Annotated in this window: 17 protein-coding genes and 3 pseudogenes; 9 read left to right on the top strand and 11 right to left on the bottom strand. The window is 52.6% G+C overall.

Annotated features, from left to right (window positions below):
- Window positions 1–44 precede the first annotated feature (44 nt).
- A complete protein-coding gene (locus tag KTE_RS07850) occupies window positions 45–356 on the bottom strand; it encodes a hypothetical protein (RefSeq protein ID WP_201380036.1) in 312 nt (103 codons plus the stop codon).
- Window positions 357–386: 30 nt separating this feature from the next.
- Between KTE_RS07850 and KTE_RS49500 the strand changes: the two are divergent.
- The 6 genes and pseudogenes from KTE_RS49500 to KTE_RS07885 all read left to right on the top strand — a co-directional run.
- A pseudogene (locus KTE_RS49500) lies at window positions 387–662 on the top strand (helix-turn-helix domain-containing protein); the annotation flags it as partial.
- A 663-nt stretch (window positions 663–1,325) separates the two neighbouring features.
- A complete protein-coding gene (locus KTE_RS07865; RefSeq protein WP_201380038.1) occupies window positions 1,326–2,006 on the top strand; it encodes a GntR family transcriptional regulator in 681 nt (226 codons plus the stop codon).
- Between the two features lie 74 nt (window positions 2,007–2,080).
- Window positions 2,081–2,464 carry a cupin domain-containing protein gene (locus KTE_RS07870; RefSeq protein WP_201380040.1) on the top strand — a complete coding sequence of 128 codons (384 nt, stop codon included), beginning with the start codon at window positions 2,081–2,083 and terminating at the stop codon, window positions 2,462–2,464.
- Between the two features lie 152 nt (window positions 2,465–2,616).
- Window positions 2,617–3,624, top strand: a complete 1,008-nt coding sequence (locus KTE_RS07875) for a Gfo/Idh/MocA family protein (protein WP_201380042.1) — start codon at window positions 2,617–2,619, stop codon at window positions 3,622–3,624.
- Window positions 3,621–4,394, top strand: coding sequence for a sugar phosphate isomerase/epimerase (locus KTE_RS07880; RefSeq protein ID WP_201380044.1), 774 nt, complete (start codon window positions 3,621–3,623; stop codon window positions 4,392–4,394). Before KTE_RS07875 ends, KTE_RS07880 begins: the two co-directional genes overlap by 4 nt.
- Before the next feature lie 43 nt (window positions 4,395–4,437).
- Complete coding sequence (locus KTE_RS07885; RefSeq protein ID WP_307811908.1) at window positions 4,438–4,548, top strand: integrase; 111 nt, start codon at window positions 4,438–4,440, stop codon at window positions 4,546–4,548.
- 130 nt (window positions 4,549–4,678) lie between these two features.
- Here the strand turns inward: KTE_RS07885 and KTE_RS07890 are convergent, their stop codons facing one another.
- A complete protein-coding gene (locus tag KTE_RS07890; protein WP_201380046.1) occupies window positions 4,679–4,837 on the bottom strand; it encodes a hypothetical protein in 159 nt (52 codons plus the stop codon).
- Between the two features lie 27 nt (window positions 4,838–4,864).
- The gene (locus tag KTE_RS07895) at window positions 4,865–6,034 is read right to left on the bottom strand and encodes an epoxide hydrolase family protein (protein WP_201380048.1); all 1,170 of its coding nucleotides are present in this window, start codon (window positions 6,032–6,034) and stop codon (window positions 4,865–4,867) included.
- 137 nt (window positions 6,035–6,171) lie between these two features.
- Between KTE_RS07895 and KTE_RS07900 the strand changes: the two genes are divergently transcribed.
- Window positions 6,172–6,813 (top strand): ABATE domain-containing protein, encoded by a 642-nt coding sequence (locus KTE_RS07900; protein WP_201380050.1) that lies wholly within the window; start codon window positions 6,172–6,174, stop codon window positions 6,811–6,813.
- A 149-nt stretch (window positions 6,814–6,962) separates the two neighbouring features.
- Window positions 6,963–7,381: pseudogene (locus tag KTE_RS07905) on the top strand (transposase); the annotation flags it as partial.
- Window positions 7,382–7,769: 388 nt separating this feature from the next.
- On the opposite strand, the pseudogene KTE_RS07910 reads toward KTE_RS07905, so the two are convergent.
- The 7 genes and pseudogenes from KTE_RS07910 to KTE_RS07940 all read right to left on the bottom strand — a co-directional run.
- A pseudogene (locus tag KTE_RS07910) lies at window positions 7,770–8,450 on the bottom strand (IS6 family transposase); the annotation flags it as partial.
- A 392-nt stretch (window positions 8,451–8,842) separates the two neighbouring features.
- A complete protein-coding gene (locus KTE_RS07915; RefSeq protein ID WP_201380052.1) occupies window positions 8,843–9,676 on the bottom strand; it encodes a sugar phosphate isomerase/epimerase in 834 nt (277 codons plus the stop codon).
- Window positions 9,676–10,728, bottom strand: a complete 1,053-nt coding sequence (locus KTE_RS07920; RefSeq protein ID WP_201380054.1) for a Gfo/Idh/MocA family protein — start codon at window positions 10,726–10,728, stop codon at window positions 9,676–9,678. Before KTE_RS07920 ends, KTE_RS07915 begins: the two co-directional genes overlap by 1 nt.
- A 38-nt stretch (window positions 10,729–10,766) precedes the next feature.
- Window positions 10,767–12,581, bottom strand: coding sequence for a hypothetical protein (locus tag KTE_RS07925; RefSeq protein ID WP_201380056.1), 1,815 nt, complete (start codon window positions 12,579–12,581; stop codon window positions 10,767–10,769).
- Between the two features lie 53 nt (window positions 12,582–12,634).
- Entirely contained in the window at window positions 12,635–13,501 is an 867-nt protein-coding gene (locus KTE_RS07930; protein WP_201380058.1) for a carbohydrate ABC transporter permease, read from the bottom strand.
- Window positions 13,498–14,469 (bottom strand): carbohydrate ABC transporter permease, encoded by a 972-nt coding sequence (locus tag KTE_RS07935; protein WP_201380060.1) that lies wholly within the window; start codon window positions 14,467–14,469, stop codon window positions 13,498–13,500. The genes KTE_RS07930 and KTE_RS07935 overlap by 4 nt, the downstream gene beginning before the upstream one ends.
- A 73-nt stretch (window positions 14,470–14,542) precedes the next feature.
- On the bottom strand, window positions 14,543–15,871 hold the full coding sequence (locus KTE_RS07940) for an ABC transporter substrate-binding protein (RefSeq protein WP_201380062.1): 1,329 nt from the start codon (window positions 15,869–15,871) through the stop codon (window positions 14,543–14,545).
- 326 nt (window positions 15,872–16,197) lie between these two features.
- On the opposite strand from KTE_RS07940, the gene KTE_RS07945 reads away from it, so the two are divergent.
- Complete coding sequence (locus tag KTE_RS07945; protein ID WP_201380064.1) at window positions 16,198–17,553, top strand: helix-turn-helix transcriptional regulator; 1,356 nt, start codon at window positions 16,198–16,200, stop codon at window positions 17,551–17,553.
- A gap of 35 nt (window positions 17,554–17,588) precedes the next feature.
- On the opposite strand, the gene KTE_RS07950 is transcribed toward KTE_RS07945, so the two are convergent.
- Window positions 17,589–18,794 carry an RNA-guided endonuclease TnpB family protein gene (locus KTE_RS07950; protein ID WP_201380066.1) on the bottom strand — a complete coding sequence of 402 codons (1,206 nt, stop codon included), beginning with the start codon at window positions 18,792–18,794 and terminating at the stop codon, window positions 17,589–17,591.
- Window positions 18,795–18,887: the final 93 nt, after the last annotated feature.

An 18,887-nucleotide genomic window follows, 5' to 3' on the forward strand; every position in this document is an offset into this window, starting at 1 on the left:
TCTCCTTGATCTCTTTTGCTCTTGCAGAGAAACGGCGCATTGTTCTATCGACGGAAAAGAAGAAAAGAAGTAACAATGTAGAGTCGGACTGGAGGCCCACGATTCATCGTTGACGTGCCCGCAGGCCGACATCCAGGCACTCGGGGAGATCGCAGCGCTCGGGGGCAGAGTTTGCTCTGCCCCTGCCGATCTACGACCTGGAGCGGCAAGTCATCGTCGGGCTCATCCCGCGGCCCAACGTCTTGCCCGTCCTCGCGTTCGGGCTCCAGCAGACGGGGAAATGGGAGCAGAGAGAGGACGGGCTCTGGTGACGCACCGAGTACTGGCCGCCCAAGCGGGACCTCTCCACCAGGCATCTTCCACCGCCCGCGCACCCGAGCCTCTCGCCCGCACAGCGAGAAGAGGCCATCACGCTCTTGCGACAGCCTGACATGTCCATCCGCAAGGTCGCCAGCGCTCTGGGCACCTCGCGGGGAACGATTCAGCGGTTGGTTGAGCAGGAAGGCATCGAGCGGCAGACGAGCCAGAAGCTCTCGTTCGAGCAGCGGGAAGAGGCGTTCCGGTTACTGGACGAGGTGGTATCGCTCAGGCAGGTGGCCCGGCAGTTCGGCGTCAACCCCGAATCGCTTCGGCGTCTGGCCATGAGGCACAAGCCGTCGTAAAACAAAAGCGCCGACACTCGATGAGTGTCGGCGTGTCCCACTAGGGGAGCGAGGCGGAACCGACGGGCGACGAACCACCGGCCGCACCTGGCCTTGATCCCCATCGACAAGTTGTTTGCTGATCGCGATGATATTCTCGTCTCTACGCCGAAGCCGAGTGCAGATTATGCCCAATCTGGTCCCTTATTTGAACAAGCCCTCGGCAATCAAGTAGGCATTCCTTATACCGCAACGACGCCCAGGACCAGACGCCCCACCATGGAAAATCCCCGTCTCGGAATGGTCGAACATAATACGCCGTGTTATTGAGAATCAAGAGCCACTGCGCAAGGTTGCAGTGGATTATGGCGTTTCGTATGAGACGATCAGGCGTGCCGTTCATGCGGCTTGCAAACATCATGATCGACTCTTCGGATCTGTCCACGGGATGCGCAACGAGTTTTACCTCATAAGTAAGTACTCGTACTCAAGTCCTTTTGTATCAAGAGTACCAAGTAGTACAACTGTTGCCATGCTATTTGATTCCCTTTCCTGTATCTCTTCATCGAGAACACACTTGCCAGAGTACCGTTTCTCGGGTACAATAAATATACAATATACAATATACCAGGTCAATACTTCCCATAGAGAGTACAGGTCTCTTTAAAAATGGAGAATAGAGCGTTGAAGAACAAACTGGAGCACAATCCGCTCAATCGGCGTATCTACTATAAAGTTCGCGAACTGATAGCCTCGGGGGCTATTCCCGCAGGTGCTCAACTTGATGAGCGTACTCTTGCGAATGACCTGTCGGTAAGTCGAACCCCTTTGCGCGAGGCCATTGCCACTCTCGTTGAGGAGGGCCTTGTTGAGCGTCGTCCTTATCGTGGAAACTTTGTGCGTACGTTCACGGCCAAGCAGGTGAATGATCTGTATCAAGTGCGTAAAACGCTTGAAGGACTGGCTGTTCGTCTGGCAGTTTCCCGGCTCACTGAAGAGACCTTGACGCAGTTGCGCTTTATTCTCAACGAGACGCAAGAGGTGCTGGAACAGGGCGACATGGTTAGTTATAGTGTCGCAGACCAGCGCTTTCATAATGCCATCGCGCAGCTCTCTGATAATGAAATCTTGGTGGAAGCGCTTGGCCGCCTACAACGTCAGATCCAGATCGTGCGCATGGGGGCTAATCGCGATCCGCAGGTTGTCACGCGAACGGCTATCGAACGTCCCCGTATCCTTGCCGCGCTGGAAGCACGCGATGGTGAACTGGCAGCGCAGCTAATGGAAGAGCATATAGAGGGCGTGCGTCGTTCTGTAGTAGCCCTGATCGAAGCGTCTGAGACCGTGGCAGATAAGCCTTCATAATGCTGTTGATGCGGTTAGATTACAATGATCAGGTTGCTTTTGAGCGATTGCCGTTATGAGAGGAGTACAAGTAGTTGAATAAACATGATGTAATCAGGAGCGTGGCGGAGCAAGAAAATGTCAATCAAATGAGCTGGGGGCATCTCGCATGGCTGGTAGGAGCTGCGCAGATGCCCGAAGCAGAGCAGACGTTAGGTGTAGTGACGATTCAGCCGGGTAAACGCAATCCTCTGCACTCTCATCCTAATTGTGAAGAATTGCTCTATGTTGTATCTGGTGAGTGTGATCATAAGTTAGGAGACGAGTTCTTCCACCTGGCTTCTGGTATGGTGATTCGCATCCCTAGAGGGGTAAAACATTGGGCAAAGTGTACCAGTGCCGAGCCGTTAGTGGCAGTAGTCTCTTTCTCTGCTCCAGATCGACGCACCGATAACTTTGAAGGTGACGAGATTGCATAAATAACGCTTATAAGTGTTGATAGCAATAATGTGTGCAATTAGGCATGACTCGATTGTTGACGGCTTGAGGGCACTATTTATGTGCCCCCACTCTCCAGTATCGTTAGCTGAGATCTTATGCCTCAGTAACCAGGAAGGAGCTTGGATAAACGATGAAACAGTTCAATATCGCAATTGTTGGCTGTGGGAATATTTCTCGCATGCATTTTGATGCCTATCTACCTCATCCTGAGCGCATCCGAGTGGTAGCGGTATGCGATACAGATGCTGAACGTATGAATAACATATGTAAGAAATACGAGGTCGCGCAAGGGTTTACCTCATTGGAAGAGATGATCGCCAAAGCAGAGTGGGAGATTGGCGTAGTATGTACGCCAACGAATGTACGCCGCCAGGTTGTCGATACGCTTGCTTCTGCGGGGAAGCATGTGTTTGTTGAGAAACCATTTGCCGATTCATATGCTGATGCGCAACATATGGTCAATACATGCGCTCAAGCTCACGTTAGCCTCGCCGTCAACCAGAATTTCCGCTATCACTATCCATTCGATGTAGCGCGCGGCCTTGTAACTGATGGGGAGATAGGGCAGGTAGTAAACGTGATACACCAGGATTTGATGTTTCGCCAGGATGTCGGGTGGAGAACGCAGTTGAAAAGGCATGCGATGGCAGTGATGGGTATTCACTGGTTTGATGGCTTCCGGCGTCTACTGGATGATGAGGCTGTTTCCCTTGTCTCTGAAACACGTTCATCACCTGCGATCCAATGTGTAGGAGAGACTGAGGCCAATACGTTTGTCAATTTCAAAAAAGGCGCACTGGTTTCTTATATAGAGAGTTTTTCTTCTCCTGTTTCGAAAACAGAGACGTTCGTGCTTGGTGAAACAGGTGCGATCATACTCAATTATGCTGGAACCAGTCTTTATAAATTGGATGATCGTAGCAGACCACAAAAGCAATGGGAAAATCCATACCGTGGCTCACACAAGCCTGAAGCAACTTTTACAGGTTTAGATCTGTTTCTGACTGCCTTGGAGCAGGGCAAAGAATCGGAAAATAGTGGACGTGATAACTTAAAAACAGTTGCGCTGTTAGATAGTGCCTATCGTTCTGCTGAGGAGAGGCGTGCCGTTGTATTCAATGAAGGAGTACCAGCATGAAGATGGCATTTTCCAAACCAACCGATAATACAGTTGAACAACAGGTACTCTTCTCACGATACCATTCCTTCGGCTATCAAGGGTTGCAACTCAAAAACGGTCAGTATCGCGAGTATGTCGATGATCCAGCACGCTTTGTGGAACAGTGGGGGAAAGATGCCCCGGCCATTGCCTCCGGATTGATCACTGGAGGGTTGTTGGATGAAACAGGGATTGCTTCGCTGCGCAGCCTATTCAAATTTGCGCAGACCGTTGGAACCGAACGAATTATCTTTTGTCACGCTCAGCCAAGACAGGGTCTATCGAGGGACGACATCAAGGGTTTTGCGCAGGTCCTCTCAGAGTTGGGGAAGGAAGCTCAGCAGTACAGAACGGTTTTGTCACTCCATCATCACTATAACCAGCCGGTCATGTATTGCGAGGATTTTGAGGTATTCTTTGACGCTGTAAGCGATCAGTCTGTCACACTTACCGTGGACACCGCACACCTGATCAAATCTGGCATCAACGATATCGCCGGAGTGCTTCGCGATTATCGTCATGTGCTTGATAATGTGCATCTCAAAGATATTACCGATGGCGCATTCAAGGTGCTTGGTCAGGGCAACATCGATTTTGCTCCTGTATTTGCAGCACTTCATGAGATCGGATATGCCGGATGGCTCTGTGCCGATGAGGAAAGTGGTAGCGATCTGCTTGGCGCAATGGAGGAGTGTGCTCGATTTGTGGCGAACTCCTGGCAACAGCATTCTCATGAAGCCATCAACTAAGAGAACGTATCTTAAGGGGTGGCGGACACTGCGGGGGTGCGAGATGATGAACATGATAAGGAAGGGACAGGGACAAGGTGTGGCCAAAGGCGATGGAAAAGGGCAGATTGCACTGGTCGCCAGGCTCTTTGGAGGAGTCGCCTCCATTGAATGATGGGCAAACTCCGTGCTCAGCGTTGTTTCTTCCTAACTTCTTGCAACACAACCCCCGGTTACCACCACGCCTACGCCAAAGATCGACGTCACCAGGCCCATGACCGCCACAGACCCCGTTGCCTGGAGCACTAACAGCGGAATCGCAATCGTCGCGAACGCGTTCCCCAACCCCGAGAGGATCTGGCCGAGCCAGAGACGCGCTCCAGGTGTTGCTGAACCGACGTCTCCAGTGGTTCAGCAACACCTGGATAGTTCGTCACAGCGTCGGAAGAGCCATGATTCTGCACGAAAACCTTCTTTGCCTCCTTGCTCGTTTAATTGGTTTGCTGGGCTGACACCGCGCGGAGTGGACGAAAGAATGCTTGCAATTCCTCAGCCAACAGCTCAGGCTCCTCCATGGCTGAGAAATGACCGCCTCGTGGCATCTCTGTCCAGCGTTGCACGAAGAGGAGGCGCTCCGCCCATTCACGCGGAGGTACGCTGATCTCTTTTGGGAAAAGGGCCACCCCTGCTGGAACGGTAATGCGTTGCCCTGGTTGAAGCCTCGACAAAGTATGAGCATTCTCGTAATACATGCGCACCGAGGAAGCAATGGTTTCCGGGACCCAGTAGAGCATGATATTGGTCAGCAACTCATCTTTGCTGAAACACCGCTCAACCTCCCCATCGCAGTCGCTCCATGTGCGGAATTTTTCGGTAATCCACGCTGCCAGGCCAACTGGTGAGTCGTTCAAGCCATAGGCCAGCGTTTGTGGTTTCGTGGCGTGTAGCCTTGAATAGGCTCCTTCCTCCAACGACCATTGCTGGACCGCATGCAAATAGCGCTGCTCCGCTTCCGACAGGTCGGGCTGCTCAGGGAGCGGTACGTTTGCCCCGAGATAGGTAAGATGAATGCCTACGAGCAGGCCAGGATGAGCCAGAGCCAAGCGCTGGGTGACGCCCGAACCAATGTCCCCGCCAGCTGCGGCAAAACGAGAGTAGTCAAGCACATCCCGCATCAAACGGGCCCACAGTTCAGCAGTTTGCGCCGTTGCCACCCCGCGAACTGTGGGGCGGTCGGAGAAACCAAACCCTGGCAATGATGGCACAATCACATCGAACGCGTCAGCTGGATCGCCGCCATGCCCCTCTGGATCAGTCAACAGAGGGATCAGCTTGAGCATCTCGAAAAACGAGCCGGGCCAGCCATGAGTAAGAAGAAGGGGCAGTGGGTTCGGTCCCCGGCCTCGCTCATGAATGAAGTGGATGCCAAAACCGTCAATATCAGCGCGAAAGTGAGCAAACTGGTTGAGTTTTTCTTCCTGGGTCCGCCAGTCAAAGTCGTGCTGCCAATAGTCTACAAGGGTCTTCAGATAGTGCAGGTTCGTGCCATAGTCCCATCCTGCTCCCCCCACCTCATCGGGCCAGCGGGTGCGCGCCAGGCGATCCTTCAGGTCATCGAGAACCGCTTGGGGGACATGCACGGTGAACGGGTGCTTTTCCATGGTGATCTCTCCCTTGACAAATGTTGGTAACCATTTAAAATACAAATAGATAGTTACATTGTAAGAAAGCACCGGTAACTTGTCAAGTGCAATTTAGGGGGTTACAAAAAAAAGAATGAGCGGAAGAGAGTGATGTGATGAGCACCAGCGAAACAACCATGAGGCCCTTTGCATTCATTGGTGGGCAGATGTGCCTGGATTTTGCCAACACGCTTGGCGGGCTACGTGGCGGAGTGACACGGGAATACTTATGTGGCTATAACGATCTTGTGGCCTGGAGTCAACAGGCGGGCTCCATAACTGAAGACCATGCAACCGATCTTCTCCACAAAGCGGAGTCGCATCCTGCCGAAGCCATTGCAGTGCTCGAAGGCGCCCGCATGCTCAGAGAAGCCATCTATCGTATCTTTGCCGCTGTCGCAACGGATATGCAGCCAATGGAGACTGATCTGACTATCCTGAATGCCGAACTTGGCAAAGCGATAGCCGGGGGGTGCATCATTCCAGTCGCGGATGGTTTCAGGTGGGAGTGGTCCAGTGACTCGCGTGCGCTCGACCAGATGTTTGGGCCCATCGTGCGATCAGCTGCCGAACTCCTCACCTCCTCGGAACGAAGCCTGGTGCGCGAATGCGCGAGTGCCACTTGCAGTTGGCTCTTTGTTGACCGTACAAAAAATCATCGACGTCGCTGGTGTACGACGACAGGTTGTGGGAATGTCGCAAAAGTCCGCAGATATCGCCAGCAACTGCGCTGGAATGAAGCGACCCAACCTTCTTGAGAGCGAAAAAAAGCTTGAAAGAAGAGGGCAAACAAAGAAGGAATATGACCATGATTTTCTCGCCACACAGCGTTTTGGATACCGCCTACTTCCACTTTCTACAATCCTCGCTATCTTCTGTGACAATCTGAGGTAGTGGAAGCAGTACCGACGCAATTTTCTATGTGCTACGAACTGGCTGTCAATGGCAAGCCCTGGATCAGACCGAACTGTGCACCCATTCGACGGCACGCGATCGCTTTCAGGAGTGGGTAAAAATAGGGGTCTTTCTCAAATTGTGGCAAGCAGGGATTGAGCAATTTGATAAGGTGCATGGGCTGGACAGGGATTGGCTCTCAATGGATGGAGCGATGGTCAAAGCTCCGCTAGGCGGCGAGAAAACCGGCCCCATCCCACCTATCGGGGCAAGAGCGGGGCCAAACGCAGCCTGCTCACCGAGGGACATGGTGTGCCAATCGGTCTGGCGATTGAGGGCGCCAATCGCCACGATATGAAACTGGTACAACCGACCATCGAAAGCATCATCGTCGATCGCCCTAAGCCAAGTGAGGAGCAGCCACCAGGCATAGCTGCCTTACGGGATGTTGCCACGCCTGAAGAGCGGCATGAGATGGTCACGATTCTCTTGGAGCCAGAGGGGTTCTCCTATGATCCCGAATGGAACATGATTGCCGCGCTCAAACCCCGCCCGGCATTCCTGCCCATTTTCCGTCTGCTTCAAGGCGTCTTGAACACAAAGAAACCAGTGAACTGCTTGTGACAATTCACTGGTCGCAACGGAACCGACGGGCGACGAACCACCGGTCGCACCTGGCCTTGATCCCCATTGAGAAGTTGTTCACTGGTCGCAATGATATTCTGATCCTTACACCGAAATCGAGTGCTGATTATGCCGGCTGTGTTGCAAAGATTCACGAGGGAAGACGATAGTCGCGCAGTCTCGTTTCTTGTTGCTTTTAAGCAACCTGTCCAAACAGGCTGGCAATGAAGGAAATCTGTCCAGCGATGTTCCCTTTTTCCACCCCATACATCTGTCCTTTTCTCATCATATTCATTGCCTCATATCCCTGCAATGTTTTCCACGCTGTCTCAAATGAGAAGAAGCCCTTCCCTGGTTTGACGAGGCGTTTGATGAAACGATGATCTTGTTCTATCAGATTGTTGAGGTATTTGCTCTGTCGTAGTTCACATGCATGGGGAAGGCTTCCCTCTACTTTAAGCTCATTGAAAGCTTTGGGATAGGCAGCGTTTTTGTCCACCGTTATCACGCTCGGCTCACTGGTATGTGGAGCAGCCAGGGTTTTCGAGTAAAATCGCCTGACGGTTTGGGCGTCACGGGTGGGACTGAGCAAGAACTCCAGGGTCTTCCCCTGCGAATCCACCGCTCGGTACAGGTAGACCCAGACGCCCTTGACTTTCACGTACGTCTCATCCACGCGCCAGGAGTCAGTCGTCACCTTGAGGTAAGGGCGGCAACGCTGCTCCAACGCTGACGCGTAGCGTTGCACCCAACGGTAGATGGTGGTATGGCCCACCGAGAGTCCTCGTTCTCCCATAAGTTCTTCCAGGTCTCGATAGCTGAGCGCATATCTGAGATACCAACGGACACACAGCAAAATGATCTCGGCTTCAAAATGATGCTATTTGAACGGGGCTTGTTGCGTTGTCGTCATGCTTCTTTTCTCATTTTTTGATGGTATCTTATCTGATGTGTTTTATTTTTGCAACACAGCCAGATTTACTGCGGAGGCCGAGTCTTTGCGGACAAGTGGGAGCTGGATGAGGAGATTGCCAAAATAAAACAATTTCGGCAACAATCTACCTAACTCAAAGATCAAAAAAGCCCTTGTATGCAATGCTACAAAGGGCTTTTTGTTTGCTACTTAGTACTGTAAAACTAGCCTGGTACATTGCCCAATGGATTTCTTCTCCCCCCAATTAGCAACACCAAGCTTATGGCAATATTGCTGGCTGGTTCATCATTCTCATCGGAGTCAAACTTTTTCGCTTACAGCTGTCGGGGAGGATATTAAGCATACTGCCAGTCCATAGCCTGGAGCATTTTCTGTAAGGCCTGGGAAGCGCAACGAAATAGATCCGGTCCGCTAAAACCCTTGTACTGGCTGGCGTTAGCAAGATGAGGCTCAAGCGAGAGAAAGCCATCATAGCCGTCGGCCCGCAGGCGCTGCAAGAGTTCAGGCCAGCGCGCTACGCCTTCGCCGGCGGGCGTAACCTTGCCCTCGGCGTCCGCATCTTTCACATGGACGTAGTCGAGCCAGGGGCGGGTCGCCTCATAGGCATCGGGATAGGGGGTCTGCCCACATTGGATGTAGTTCGCGGGATCCAGAATTGAGCGAAACGCTTTGTCGTCGCAGCTCTGGAAGAGATCAACACAACGCGCTATAGTGTCACCATAGATGTCCTTCTCGTTCTCGTGGAGGAGGACGACATTCGCCGCACGCGCGCGCGCGATCATTTCACGTAACCGTTTCAGCACCTCGTCGCGGTACGCGGCTGGATTGGCAGCCTCGCTCTCCTTGGGAGGGTAGAAGGAGAACATACGGATAAAGGGGGTCTGCATGACATGCGCGACCTCGATCGCGCGCTCAAGACGCCGCAGGTGTTCTTCGAACGAGCTATCGATAGCGACTTTCCCGATGGGAGAACCGATGCTCGAAACGCCGATCCCATGCGCATCCAGCTTCTCCTTAATCGTCATCAATTGCTGGTCGCTGAAGTCCAACACATTCGTATTCCAGGCACCACGCAGCTCCATGAAGTGAATATTTTCGCCGCTGAGGACGGCGATCTGCTCATCCAGGTCAGGCGAAATCTCGTCGGCAAAGGCAGAAATGCGAATCATTATAGCGTTACCTCCTTATGTGTACGGGAAGATTCATAGATACCCAAAATGATCTCGACGGGATGCTTGGCGGCATAGCCATCGACAAGTGGTGTGCTGTCCTCGCGAATGGCCCGCATCATATCGGCGATCTGCAAGGCGTGGCTGTTCAGAGAGAGTCCAGCAGGGTCTTGGCTCGCGGCAGCCTCCACCTTCGGGCGACCATGTGCTTTGGAGCCAATGCCATACGCGCCAACCTCCTCGCGATCATCGCGGGCTAGGTGCAAATAGCCTAGCTGGTCATCTTCAATGATCGCGGATCCCCGGGTGCCGAAGACCTCGACGCGGGTGCCAACGCCGGGATAGGCGGCTGTAGCGGCGCTGATGGTTCCCAGGGCGCCACTGGCGAAGCGCAGGATCGCGACGGCCACGTCTTCGGTCTCCATCGTGTGGGCCAGCGTGTCCGTATACGCTTGAATGCTCTTCACCGGACCCATCAACCACTGCAAGAGGTCAATCGAGTGGATACACTGGTTCATCAGGACGCCACCGCCATCAAGCGCCCAGGTGCCGCGCCACTCGCCACTGTCGTAGTAAGCCTGCGAGCGCCACCAGGGGACAATGGCGTTCCCGAGCACCAGGCGGCCAAATGCCTGCTCCTCAGCCAGCTTATGGACCTGCTGTGTGGCGGCATCGAAGCGATGCTGGCTGATGACGGCCATTTTCACCCCGGTCTCTCGCTGCACGCGTAGCATCTCTTCGATTACTGGCAGCTTGATATCCATCGGCTTCTCAACAATGACATGCCGCCCTGAGCGCATGACCTGGCAGGCGATTTCTCCGTGAATGCCACTGGGGGTGCAGACATTGACAACATCGAGCTCCTCGTTTGCCAGCATCTCCTGCACGCTACTGTAGGGCGTTACCTGAAATTCATCCGCCAGCTTCTGGGCGTATTCAGGAACAATATCGGCGACTGAGACCAGTTGCGCATCAGGCAGGCTGGCGATGGCTTTTGCGTGTGTCCGACCAATTCCATTACAGCCAATAATGCCAAATTGTATTTTTTTCATTGTGCTCTAGGTCTCCTTTTCATTCATACCTATTGATGCTACTGTCCACGAAGAGAGGCCGCTACACTGGAGAAAAAGCGGCACAGGGGCTCAATAGCATTTTCTATAGAATCATCGATGATGAGTAAAAAGCAGGGGCGTTTCTGTTCCATCATGGCCTGCCAGGTGCTTATCGCTTGCGCATTGAGAAAGGTATCGGTATATGTGCCGAGGATGCTTTCTTCATGCTTAAGGGCCAGTATCCGCAGGCTCACCAGGAATGGTGGCCCGTCCATCTCACTCTGCTCAGTTGAGTGGTAATCGGCTGGCGCGCGACGCAGTTTCACGGGAACACTTAGCAACTCGTTTCCAATTATGTGCAGGTGCTCCTTTATTGTGGATACAGCGTGCATGGATGCCTCACCATTGATTGTGAGATCCAGGTAGCTGAGGCGACCACTCTCGTCACACGTCGCTATAGCCTGTTGCAAAGCGTGAGCAAGACCAACAGCGGGTGAGGTGTGGCATTCCGCGTCTGATGCCACAAGAAGTCTGAGCTCTTCATTGGTCAGCGCCGCGTTCCAGTTCAAAGCCACTTGCAATGGATCGTTCTGTGCTCGCAAGGTACGAGCACATGCCTTATAGTTTTCAACTGCTGGCTGACCCGCAAAGGTAATACCTTGCAGATAGCCGTAGAGAGCCATACTTAATTGCCACCCAAGAAAACTTGCCGCTATAGTGGCTAAGCGGCCTCGTGTTTCCTTACTGGCGAGCGAGGGCTGTGAGAGGACAAATACGTTGCCCTCCTGAGGCGGCGGGGCGCTGGCCGTGACTTGCACATGCAGCGTGCCGTTCGCGCGATGAGTGAGTGCCTGCTGATCCAACGACTGTTCAGCAAAGACAATCACGCCTTTGTTCCCTTTGCCCAGGCTCTCCTCCATGAGTTGCTCAATCCAGGGGATGAGCGCCTGCCAGCCCTCGGGCATACTCAAGAATAAGCGACAGGCTCCAGCAACGCTTGTATCGCTCAGGGTAGCAGCCAGCCGGACGAATGGATGCTCTTGTGGGTGCGCGGTAGCGAGAGCCAGATCATACTCGTTCCAGGCCTGACGTAGTACCGCCCGCAATTGCCCGGATTCTTCTGAGAGGCGTGTGAGGTAGAGCGCGGCAGGTAGCAAAAATACCCGTGTTGTGGGCGCGCTCATCCGTCCACCAGTGCCCGTTCCTCCATCCAATTGCAAGGGAAGACTGGGGGCCTGCTGTTCCTGTGCAAAGCTGTCGAGATAGGAACCTGGCAGTGTCATAACGCGTAGATGCTCCGCAGGACGAAGTCCTGCCTGTTTTAATAGCTCTGTGAACCATGTGAGGTGTGTAATAGGCTCTTCGGACGTCATGCCCATTGCGACCCCAATCATCATAACGTCATCTAGAAATGCACGTAAGAAGATTGGATTGGAGGCTTCTTTCCCGGTCGGTACTGCCAACCCCTTGGCCTGTGCTATCTTGCGCACAATCGCGTTGAGGGCTGCCGGGTCGGTGCTATCCAACGGATAGATCGCCATGTGCCCTGCGGTGTGGCCGTCGCAAAAGCCGAGATTGGTCAGGACATGCACGGCCATAATTGAGCCGCCCATGCCAGCCCAGATGATATGCTGGATACCCTGTTGCCAGATCGCTCTCGCCTCTGCTTCCACTTGTTCCAGCATCGCGTCGTCTGCGAGCAGACGTTGCACGCCTTCGACCCAATCGAGTTTGAGCGACCCATTCTCGCTACCTAATGTCGCCATGAGCCTCTTCTGTTGGCGCAATTGCCTGACTGCATCATCCTCCATCACTTGTTGGAGCGCAGAGAATGCATCTCTTCCTATTGCCATTCATATTTCCTTTCATAAAGGATGCGACATGGGCCTGCCCGGCGCTTTACTGTCTATCCCTTGACTCCGCCAGCGGTCAATCCTCCGACCAGGTATCTCTGAAACACCATGTATAAGATGATCACGGGCAAGGCGCTCACGATGGCGGCGCCCATCAACTGGCCATACAGAGGTAAGGCCCCGCCGTCCTGAGCCGAACTGAAGGCTTGCAACTGCACTGCGATAGTTCGTGTTTCGGGAGACGTGAGCACGCTAGCAAAGAGCACATCGTTCCAGCCTGTCAGGAAGGAAAAGACCAGGGCAACCACCATGCCCGGAAGAGCGAGCGGTACGATAACGCGCCAGAGGGCTTGTAGCCTTGTGGCTCCGTCGACGAGAGCCGCCTCTTCGAGGTCTACCGGTATGCTTCCGAGATACGAGACCATGAGCCAGGTCGCGAACGGGAGCGCGAACGTCAGATCGGTAATAATTACCGCTGGGTATGTTCCCACGAGCTGCAAATGAAGTAGCGCTTGTATTGAAGAAAACAGCACGAAAATCGGAAGCAGGAGCATTACACCTGGAACCGTTTGCAGACCAACGAGCGAATACAGGTAAGTGAGGCGTCCGCGAAACTTAAACCTGGTTATGACGTAAGCGGCACCAACAGCCAGAACTACCGCAATCACGCTTGTTATTCCTGAGATAATCAGGCTATTTCCCATGCCTTCCGCCAGGTTTACCGTCGACCACATCTGAATATAATTGTCAAAGGCCCACTGGGATGGAATCAGGTTTCCAGAGCCGATCTCAGCATCTGGAGTGATCGAGAGCAAAAGCGTATAGGCTATAGGGATCAAAGCAATGGCCAGCAGGACCACGATGACAATAGCTCGTACTGGTCGAGGTAGAATATCCTGTGCATCTCGCTGCTTTTTCATGCTGCTGTCTCCTTCCCCAGGCGTAAAGCCCGAATATACACAAACCCAGGAATCAGCATGAGAATGAGTGTAATCATGGACATAGCACCACCGATCCCAAAATCAAATGACTGAAATGAGGAAATATAGATATTGAGAGGCAGGACATCGGCCTGCACAGGAGGTGGCGTGCCGAATAGCACAAATGGCAAGGTGAAATTGTTGAAGTGATGCAGCGTCGAGAGTAGCAGGGCAAGCCCCAGAAGGGGGCGTAGCTGTGGCAAGACAATTCTGGTAAGTTTCTGCCAGGCGTTCGCTCCATCTACTTCAGCGGCTTCATAGACCTCTTGAGGGATCGACTGTAACCCTGCCAGAACCATGATGTAGATGAATGCCCACGAGGCCCAGACATCCGCGATGACCATGGCCCAGAAACTATTTGGCCCCAACAGCCAGTAGGTGTTGATATCTGCCACATGTATCGCGGCGAGAAAGCGGTCAACTAGCCCGGTTTTGTTCAAGAACATCATGCGCCATACGAGCGCGGTCACAAATCCGGGCATCACATACGGAATGAGATACAGTGCGCGAACGAGTGTACGGCCACGAAACTGGGTATTAACAGTCAGAGCTGCCAGTATCCCAATAGGTGTGATGAGCAGGGTCGTCAGCAAGGAAAAAGCGAGGCTCACCCCCAGGGATGTCAGGGCAGAAGCTCCGATCACATTACCGGAAGTGAGGGCTGAGATGTAGTTGCTAAGCCCAACCCACGGGGCGTGAATCCAGCTCCGCAGTGTATACTGATCGAGATTCAGAAAGCTAATATATACAGCAATCAGCAAAGGAATGCCTATGATTACAACAAGCAATACGATGCTTGGCCACATAAGCCACAACGGTCGTCGGCCAGTGGCGGTATTTTTACCACGTTTAGGCCTCGGTACCACAGGGGTCGCTGGCGTGCTTTCTGAAATAGTTTGTATCGACATCTTTGTCACCTCCCAGAGTTATGAGACTCGCACCTGGGCGCGAGTCTCCTCTACTCCATGATAGGCTCAATCCTCAGTGTAACTTGCCCTGGATTTGTTGATTGGCCTGGTCCAGCAGTGGCTTGATGTGAGATGGGTCGTAGTGATTTGTCGCTGCCTCGTTTGCCAGCTTGGTGCTCACACCGGCCAGTGAGATCTGAAGAGGAGCCCAGGCGCCAGTAAATGGAGTGGGTGTGCCCCCTTGCTCTGCCTTGACAAAGGCCGCGGTCTGAGTGTCCTTGCTTGCCAATTCGTTCGCGGCTTCTACGTTCACAGGTAAATCGCCAAAGGTTTTGGTCCACTGAAGTTGGTGCTCTTTGTCTGTTACCAGGTTGATAAATTTGAACGCCAGGTCCTTCACGTTAGAATAGTCGGCGACAGCGAGCGAATCACCGGAAACAATGGTTTCGGCGGGTACGCCATTCGCTGGCATCTGCTGCATGCCATAAGGAACAGTTGGCATGGGTGCGAAAGCATATTTATTGGCTACAGTTGACTTCTGAAGCGTCGGCGTGACAGTGGGCGTCACCATAATAAGCATGCCTACTTTGCCATTGGCGAAGGCTTGCACGGCATTGCTTGCTTTCCACGCCAGCGAGTTTGGATCGACTATCTTGTATGTATTTGCCCAGTCAAACCAGAACTTGACGGCATTCACCGCTTCTGGCGAGTTCATTTGTGCTGTCTTGAGGTCCTGGGAAATAAAATTACCACCCATTTGTTTGGCGAACGTCCACCAGATCTTCCATGGATCGTACGAATCCGAGGGGTCCATTGTGGTTCCGTAAACACCAGCAGAGGGATTCGTCATCTTCTGAGCGTCCTGGATGAACTCGCTCCAGGTCGTAGGAGGAGTAGTGATACCAGCCTTCTGAAACAGCTCTTTGTTGTAGACCATAGCATAAGGGCGCATTAACCAGGGAACGGCGATCTGCTCGCTGGGGGATATTCCAGACATCAAAAGCTGCGGCTTGAAGAACCTGTCTTTTCCGCCTACAGCCTGCCAGTCTTGATCAGTGAGGGTGGTGAAACCTTTCGTGGCCTGGGCAGTGGGCACAAATGTGGTACCCATACTAAATACATCGGGGCCGCTTCCAGTGACAATGGAACTCTGTATCTTTGTCTGCTCCTCGCTGGCGCCACTAAAGGTATCCCAGGCAATATTGGCACCAGTTGATTTCTGAAACTCGTTGGAGATTTGCTGCATCCACTGTTGCTGCTGGGAATGAAAGGTAGTGTTATATCCTATCAATACATGGAGGGTTTGGCTTGTGCTGCCACCACCACCGCATGCCCCAAGTAGGAGCGATAGCAGCATGAGCAAAAACAGCCAGGAGCAAGAGCGTCGGGGGTTTGTTTTCATTGTGTTATTTCCTTCTTGGGCATTAAGCTGAGGTTGACCCGCTTTCATAGCATCAAAAATGTAGGAGGTAAACAGTAAATAAACCTACTCCAACGATACTCAAAAAGTGTCAACATAAAGAATTACAAATCAGCAAGTCTTTATTGTGATACTATAAATCAAGCATGCGTATAAGTGCAAGAGAAATCGATGTCACTCAAGTGACAGTTTTCTGCCAGTTTTCTGCCAGTTACTTATAGATGGGTTTATTGCCAAGAAATTGTATCGACAATGCGGCTAGAGATCAGTACACTGTAAAGTAGTTCCATTGCGAAGGCAGGTATAAGATGCGCACCAATGATGCTTTGCGTACTCTTCGTGAGAGCTTAAATCTCTCTATGCAAGAAGTGGCCGAAGGTGCAAAAGTTTCTTTTAGAACCGTCCTGCGTGCTGAGAAGGGGTACCCGCTTAATCCGGGGTCGCGACAACGGCTTTGCACGTTTTATGGAAAAACAGCCGACGAACTGAGCTTAGTGCCCCAACGAAGACGAGGCGATACTTCTTACCAATCACAGCCAGGGCCGGAAGCCAACCAGAACGCAAACAATCTGGATATGTTGCAAGCTACGATACAGAAGATGCAAGTAGCAGTGCAAAACCTCGAAAAAGAGGATATAGATATGAATCATTCACGGCGTTTCTTTCTCCAGACACTTGGGGTAGCAGGGATTGCTCTTACTGCCGCTTCTGATGCATCGCTATACTCATCCATTGTCGCTCAAGATAAACAAGGCCAGGTAAAAAATGTATCAGTTTCAACAATTGAAAACCTGGCGCAAATTACACAGCATTATCGATCTCTCCATCGCGCGGGGCTCGCCATTGAGGATGGACTGAGAGGTCATATTGGCCTGATTCAAAGTGCACTCGAGAACACCATACATGATCGATATCGGTGCGAACTGTGGCGAATTCAAGCCCAGTCTCAATTGCTTTCGAGACAGTCAGCCACAAGAAAACGTGAGCTGGGACGGGCGAGAACCTGGAATGAGTTTGCGATTGCATCGGCCCAATACAGTGGAGATGCATGTTTGATGGGGGCTGCTTTAGGGCATCTAGGGCATTTATATCTAACCTGGCAGCAAAATCCATTGGTTGCACGTCAACTCATTGATCAGGCACGAACGTATACGAGAGAGCATCCAATACAAGGTTGGTTCTCGATAGTGACTGCTGCAATTGCAGCCACAGAGGGAAATGCGAATGAGTGTAAGACCTCGATTGCACAAGCTCTTGAGATTGCCCATGGGTTGCCGAAAATGGCGGAAACTGATGACCCCTATTATACAGACTTCGATACCGTTAGCGTTAAGGCATTTGCCGGGAATTGCCTCTTAAAAGTTGGAGAGCCGGGAAAGTCGCTTGAGCAGCTTGAATCGATAGATATCAACGCTCTTTCAAGCAATCGACATGCCAGTACCCTCTATGATATTGCTTGTGCCAATGCCGCCGTAGGAGATTTAGAGACTGCTCAAATGTATGCTTTTCGCTCCATTGATAAGGCTTTTGACACGGATCGCCTCTATATCATTCCGCGATGTATCACTCTGGCACAGAAGATACAAGAAAGGGATCCACATAATGCTCATGCTTCTGCTATTGTGGAGTATGCACACGTTACTTTGCACAAGAAGAAGTTATAGTCAGAAACCCCATGCATGAATGCAGGGGCTTGTCCCTAGGCCGAAGCCTGAGACGAGAGGCCGTCTGACAGCGGCCCACTCAGAACAGGTGTACCATTCTGAGCAAGACAATATTTGTCTCGAATGTTGATTGCCGCATTGAGGTCGGCATTCAGTTGATAGCCACAAGAGCGGCAGTGAAAGACCGACTGCGAGCGGCGATTGTTTCGGGCTTGATATCCACAGTGCGAACAGGTTTGCGAGGTATGGCGCGGGTCGACTCGCTCGACCACGATCCCTCGCTCCTGCGCTTTGTAGGCAATGAAGCCGTACAACTGCGCAAAGGACCAGGTATGCAGCCTGCGCTGTCCCTCTCCTTTGCGATGACGAACCCCTTCTCGCAGGTTGGTCAGGTTCTCAAGCACAATCGTACTGCCAGGGGGAGCCTGCTGCACCAGGCGTTTGGAGAGCACATGATCGCAGTCCCGGTGGAAGCGCATCTGCTTGCGCGCCAACCTTTTGAGGTGGCGTTTGGCTGATTTGGATCCGTTGGACTGCAGTTTGCGTTTGAGGCGGAAGGTGCGACGATCGATCTCTTTCCAGCGGCGGGTGCCAAGGAAGTGACGTGTGGAGGTGACGGCGGGGCGATTGAGACCCAAATCCACCCCGATGACCTCGGGATGAGGCTGCACCACGGGCTCGGGGACGTCAACCACCACATGCAACCACCAACGTCCGTTGCAGCAGAGCAGATCGGCCGTGGTGATCCTGCAGCCTCGATAGCGCTCGCTGAAATGAGGAACGGTGAAGGCAAGGCTCATCTTGCCCTGGGTCGTGGAAAGGCGAACCGTTTGGGTCTGCCAATCGAGGGTATAGGTATGGACATTGTAGCGAACCGCACAGTGCTGCGAACGAGGGCAACGAACCGGTTTGAACACGGGAACGGGCTTGCCCTGTTGCTGTACCCTGGCGACTTTTTTGGGGTAAGCCGCTTCCTTTTTGGCTTTCCAGGTGAAGGCGCTCCTGAGCGTCTCGGTGGCCTTGACGCGAGCCTGAATGAGCAAGTCGCTCACCAGACCGGGACAGAGAGCTTTGGTCTGGTAATAGGTGACGTGGTGCAGTCGCACACCATTCTTCTCGCCCTGGTGCCAGCCGTAGGCACACACATGATTGTAGGCCAGAGTAAACTGGACCAACGTTTCCTGCAAAGCGCTTGCCTGTTCTCTTGTCGGGTGTAGCTCAATCCGCACGGTTCTTTCCATGCATAAATTATACCATATATGACGATTATTCGTCAATTGCATCCCATAAAAAAGGAGTGCGCCATGCTCCTCCCCATGTCTGAAGCCAGGGGT

This window comes from Ktedonobacter sp. SOSP1-85 (genome assembly GCF_016587415.1).
Lineage (GTDB): Bacteria > Chloroflexota > Ktedonobacteria > Ktedonobacterales > Ktedonobacteraceae > Ktedonobacter.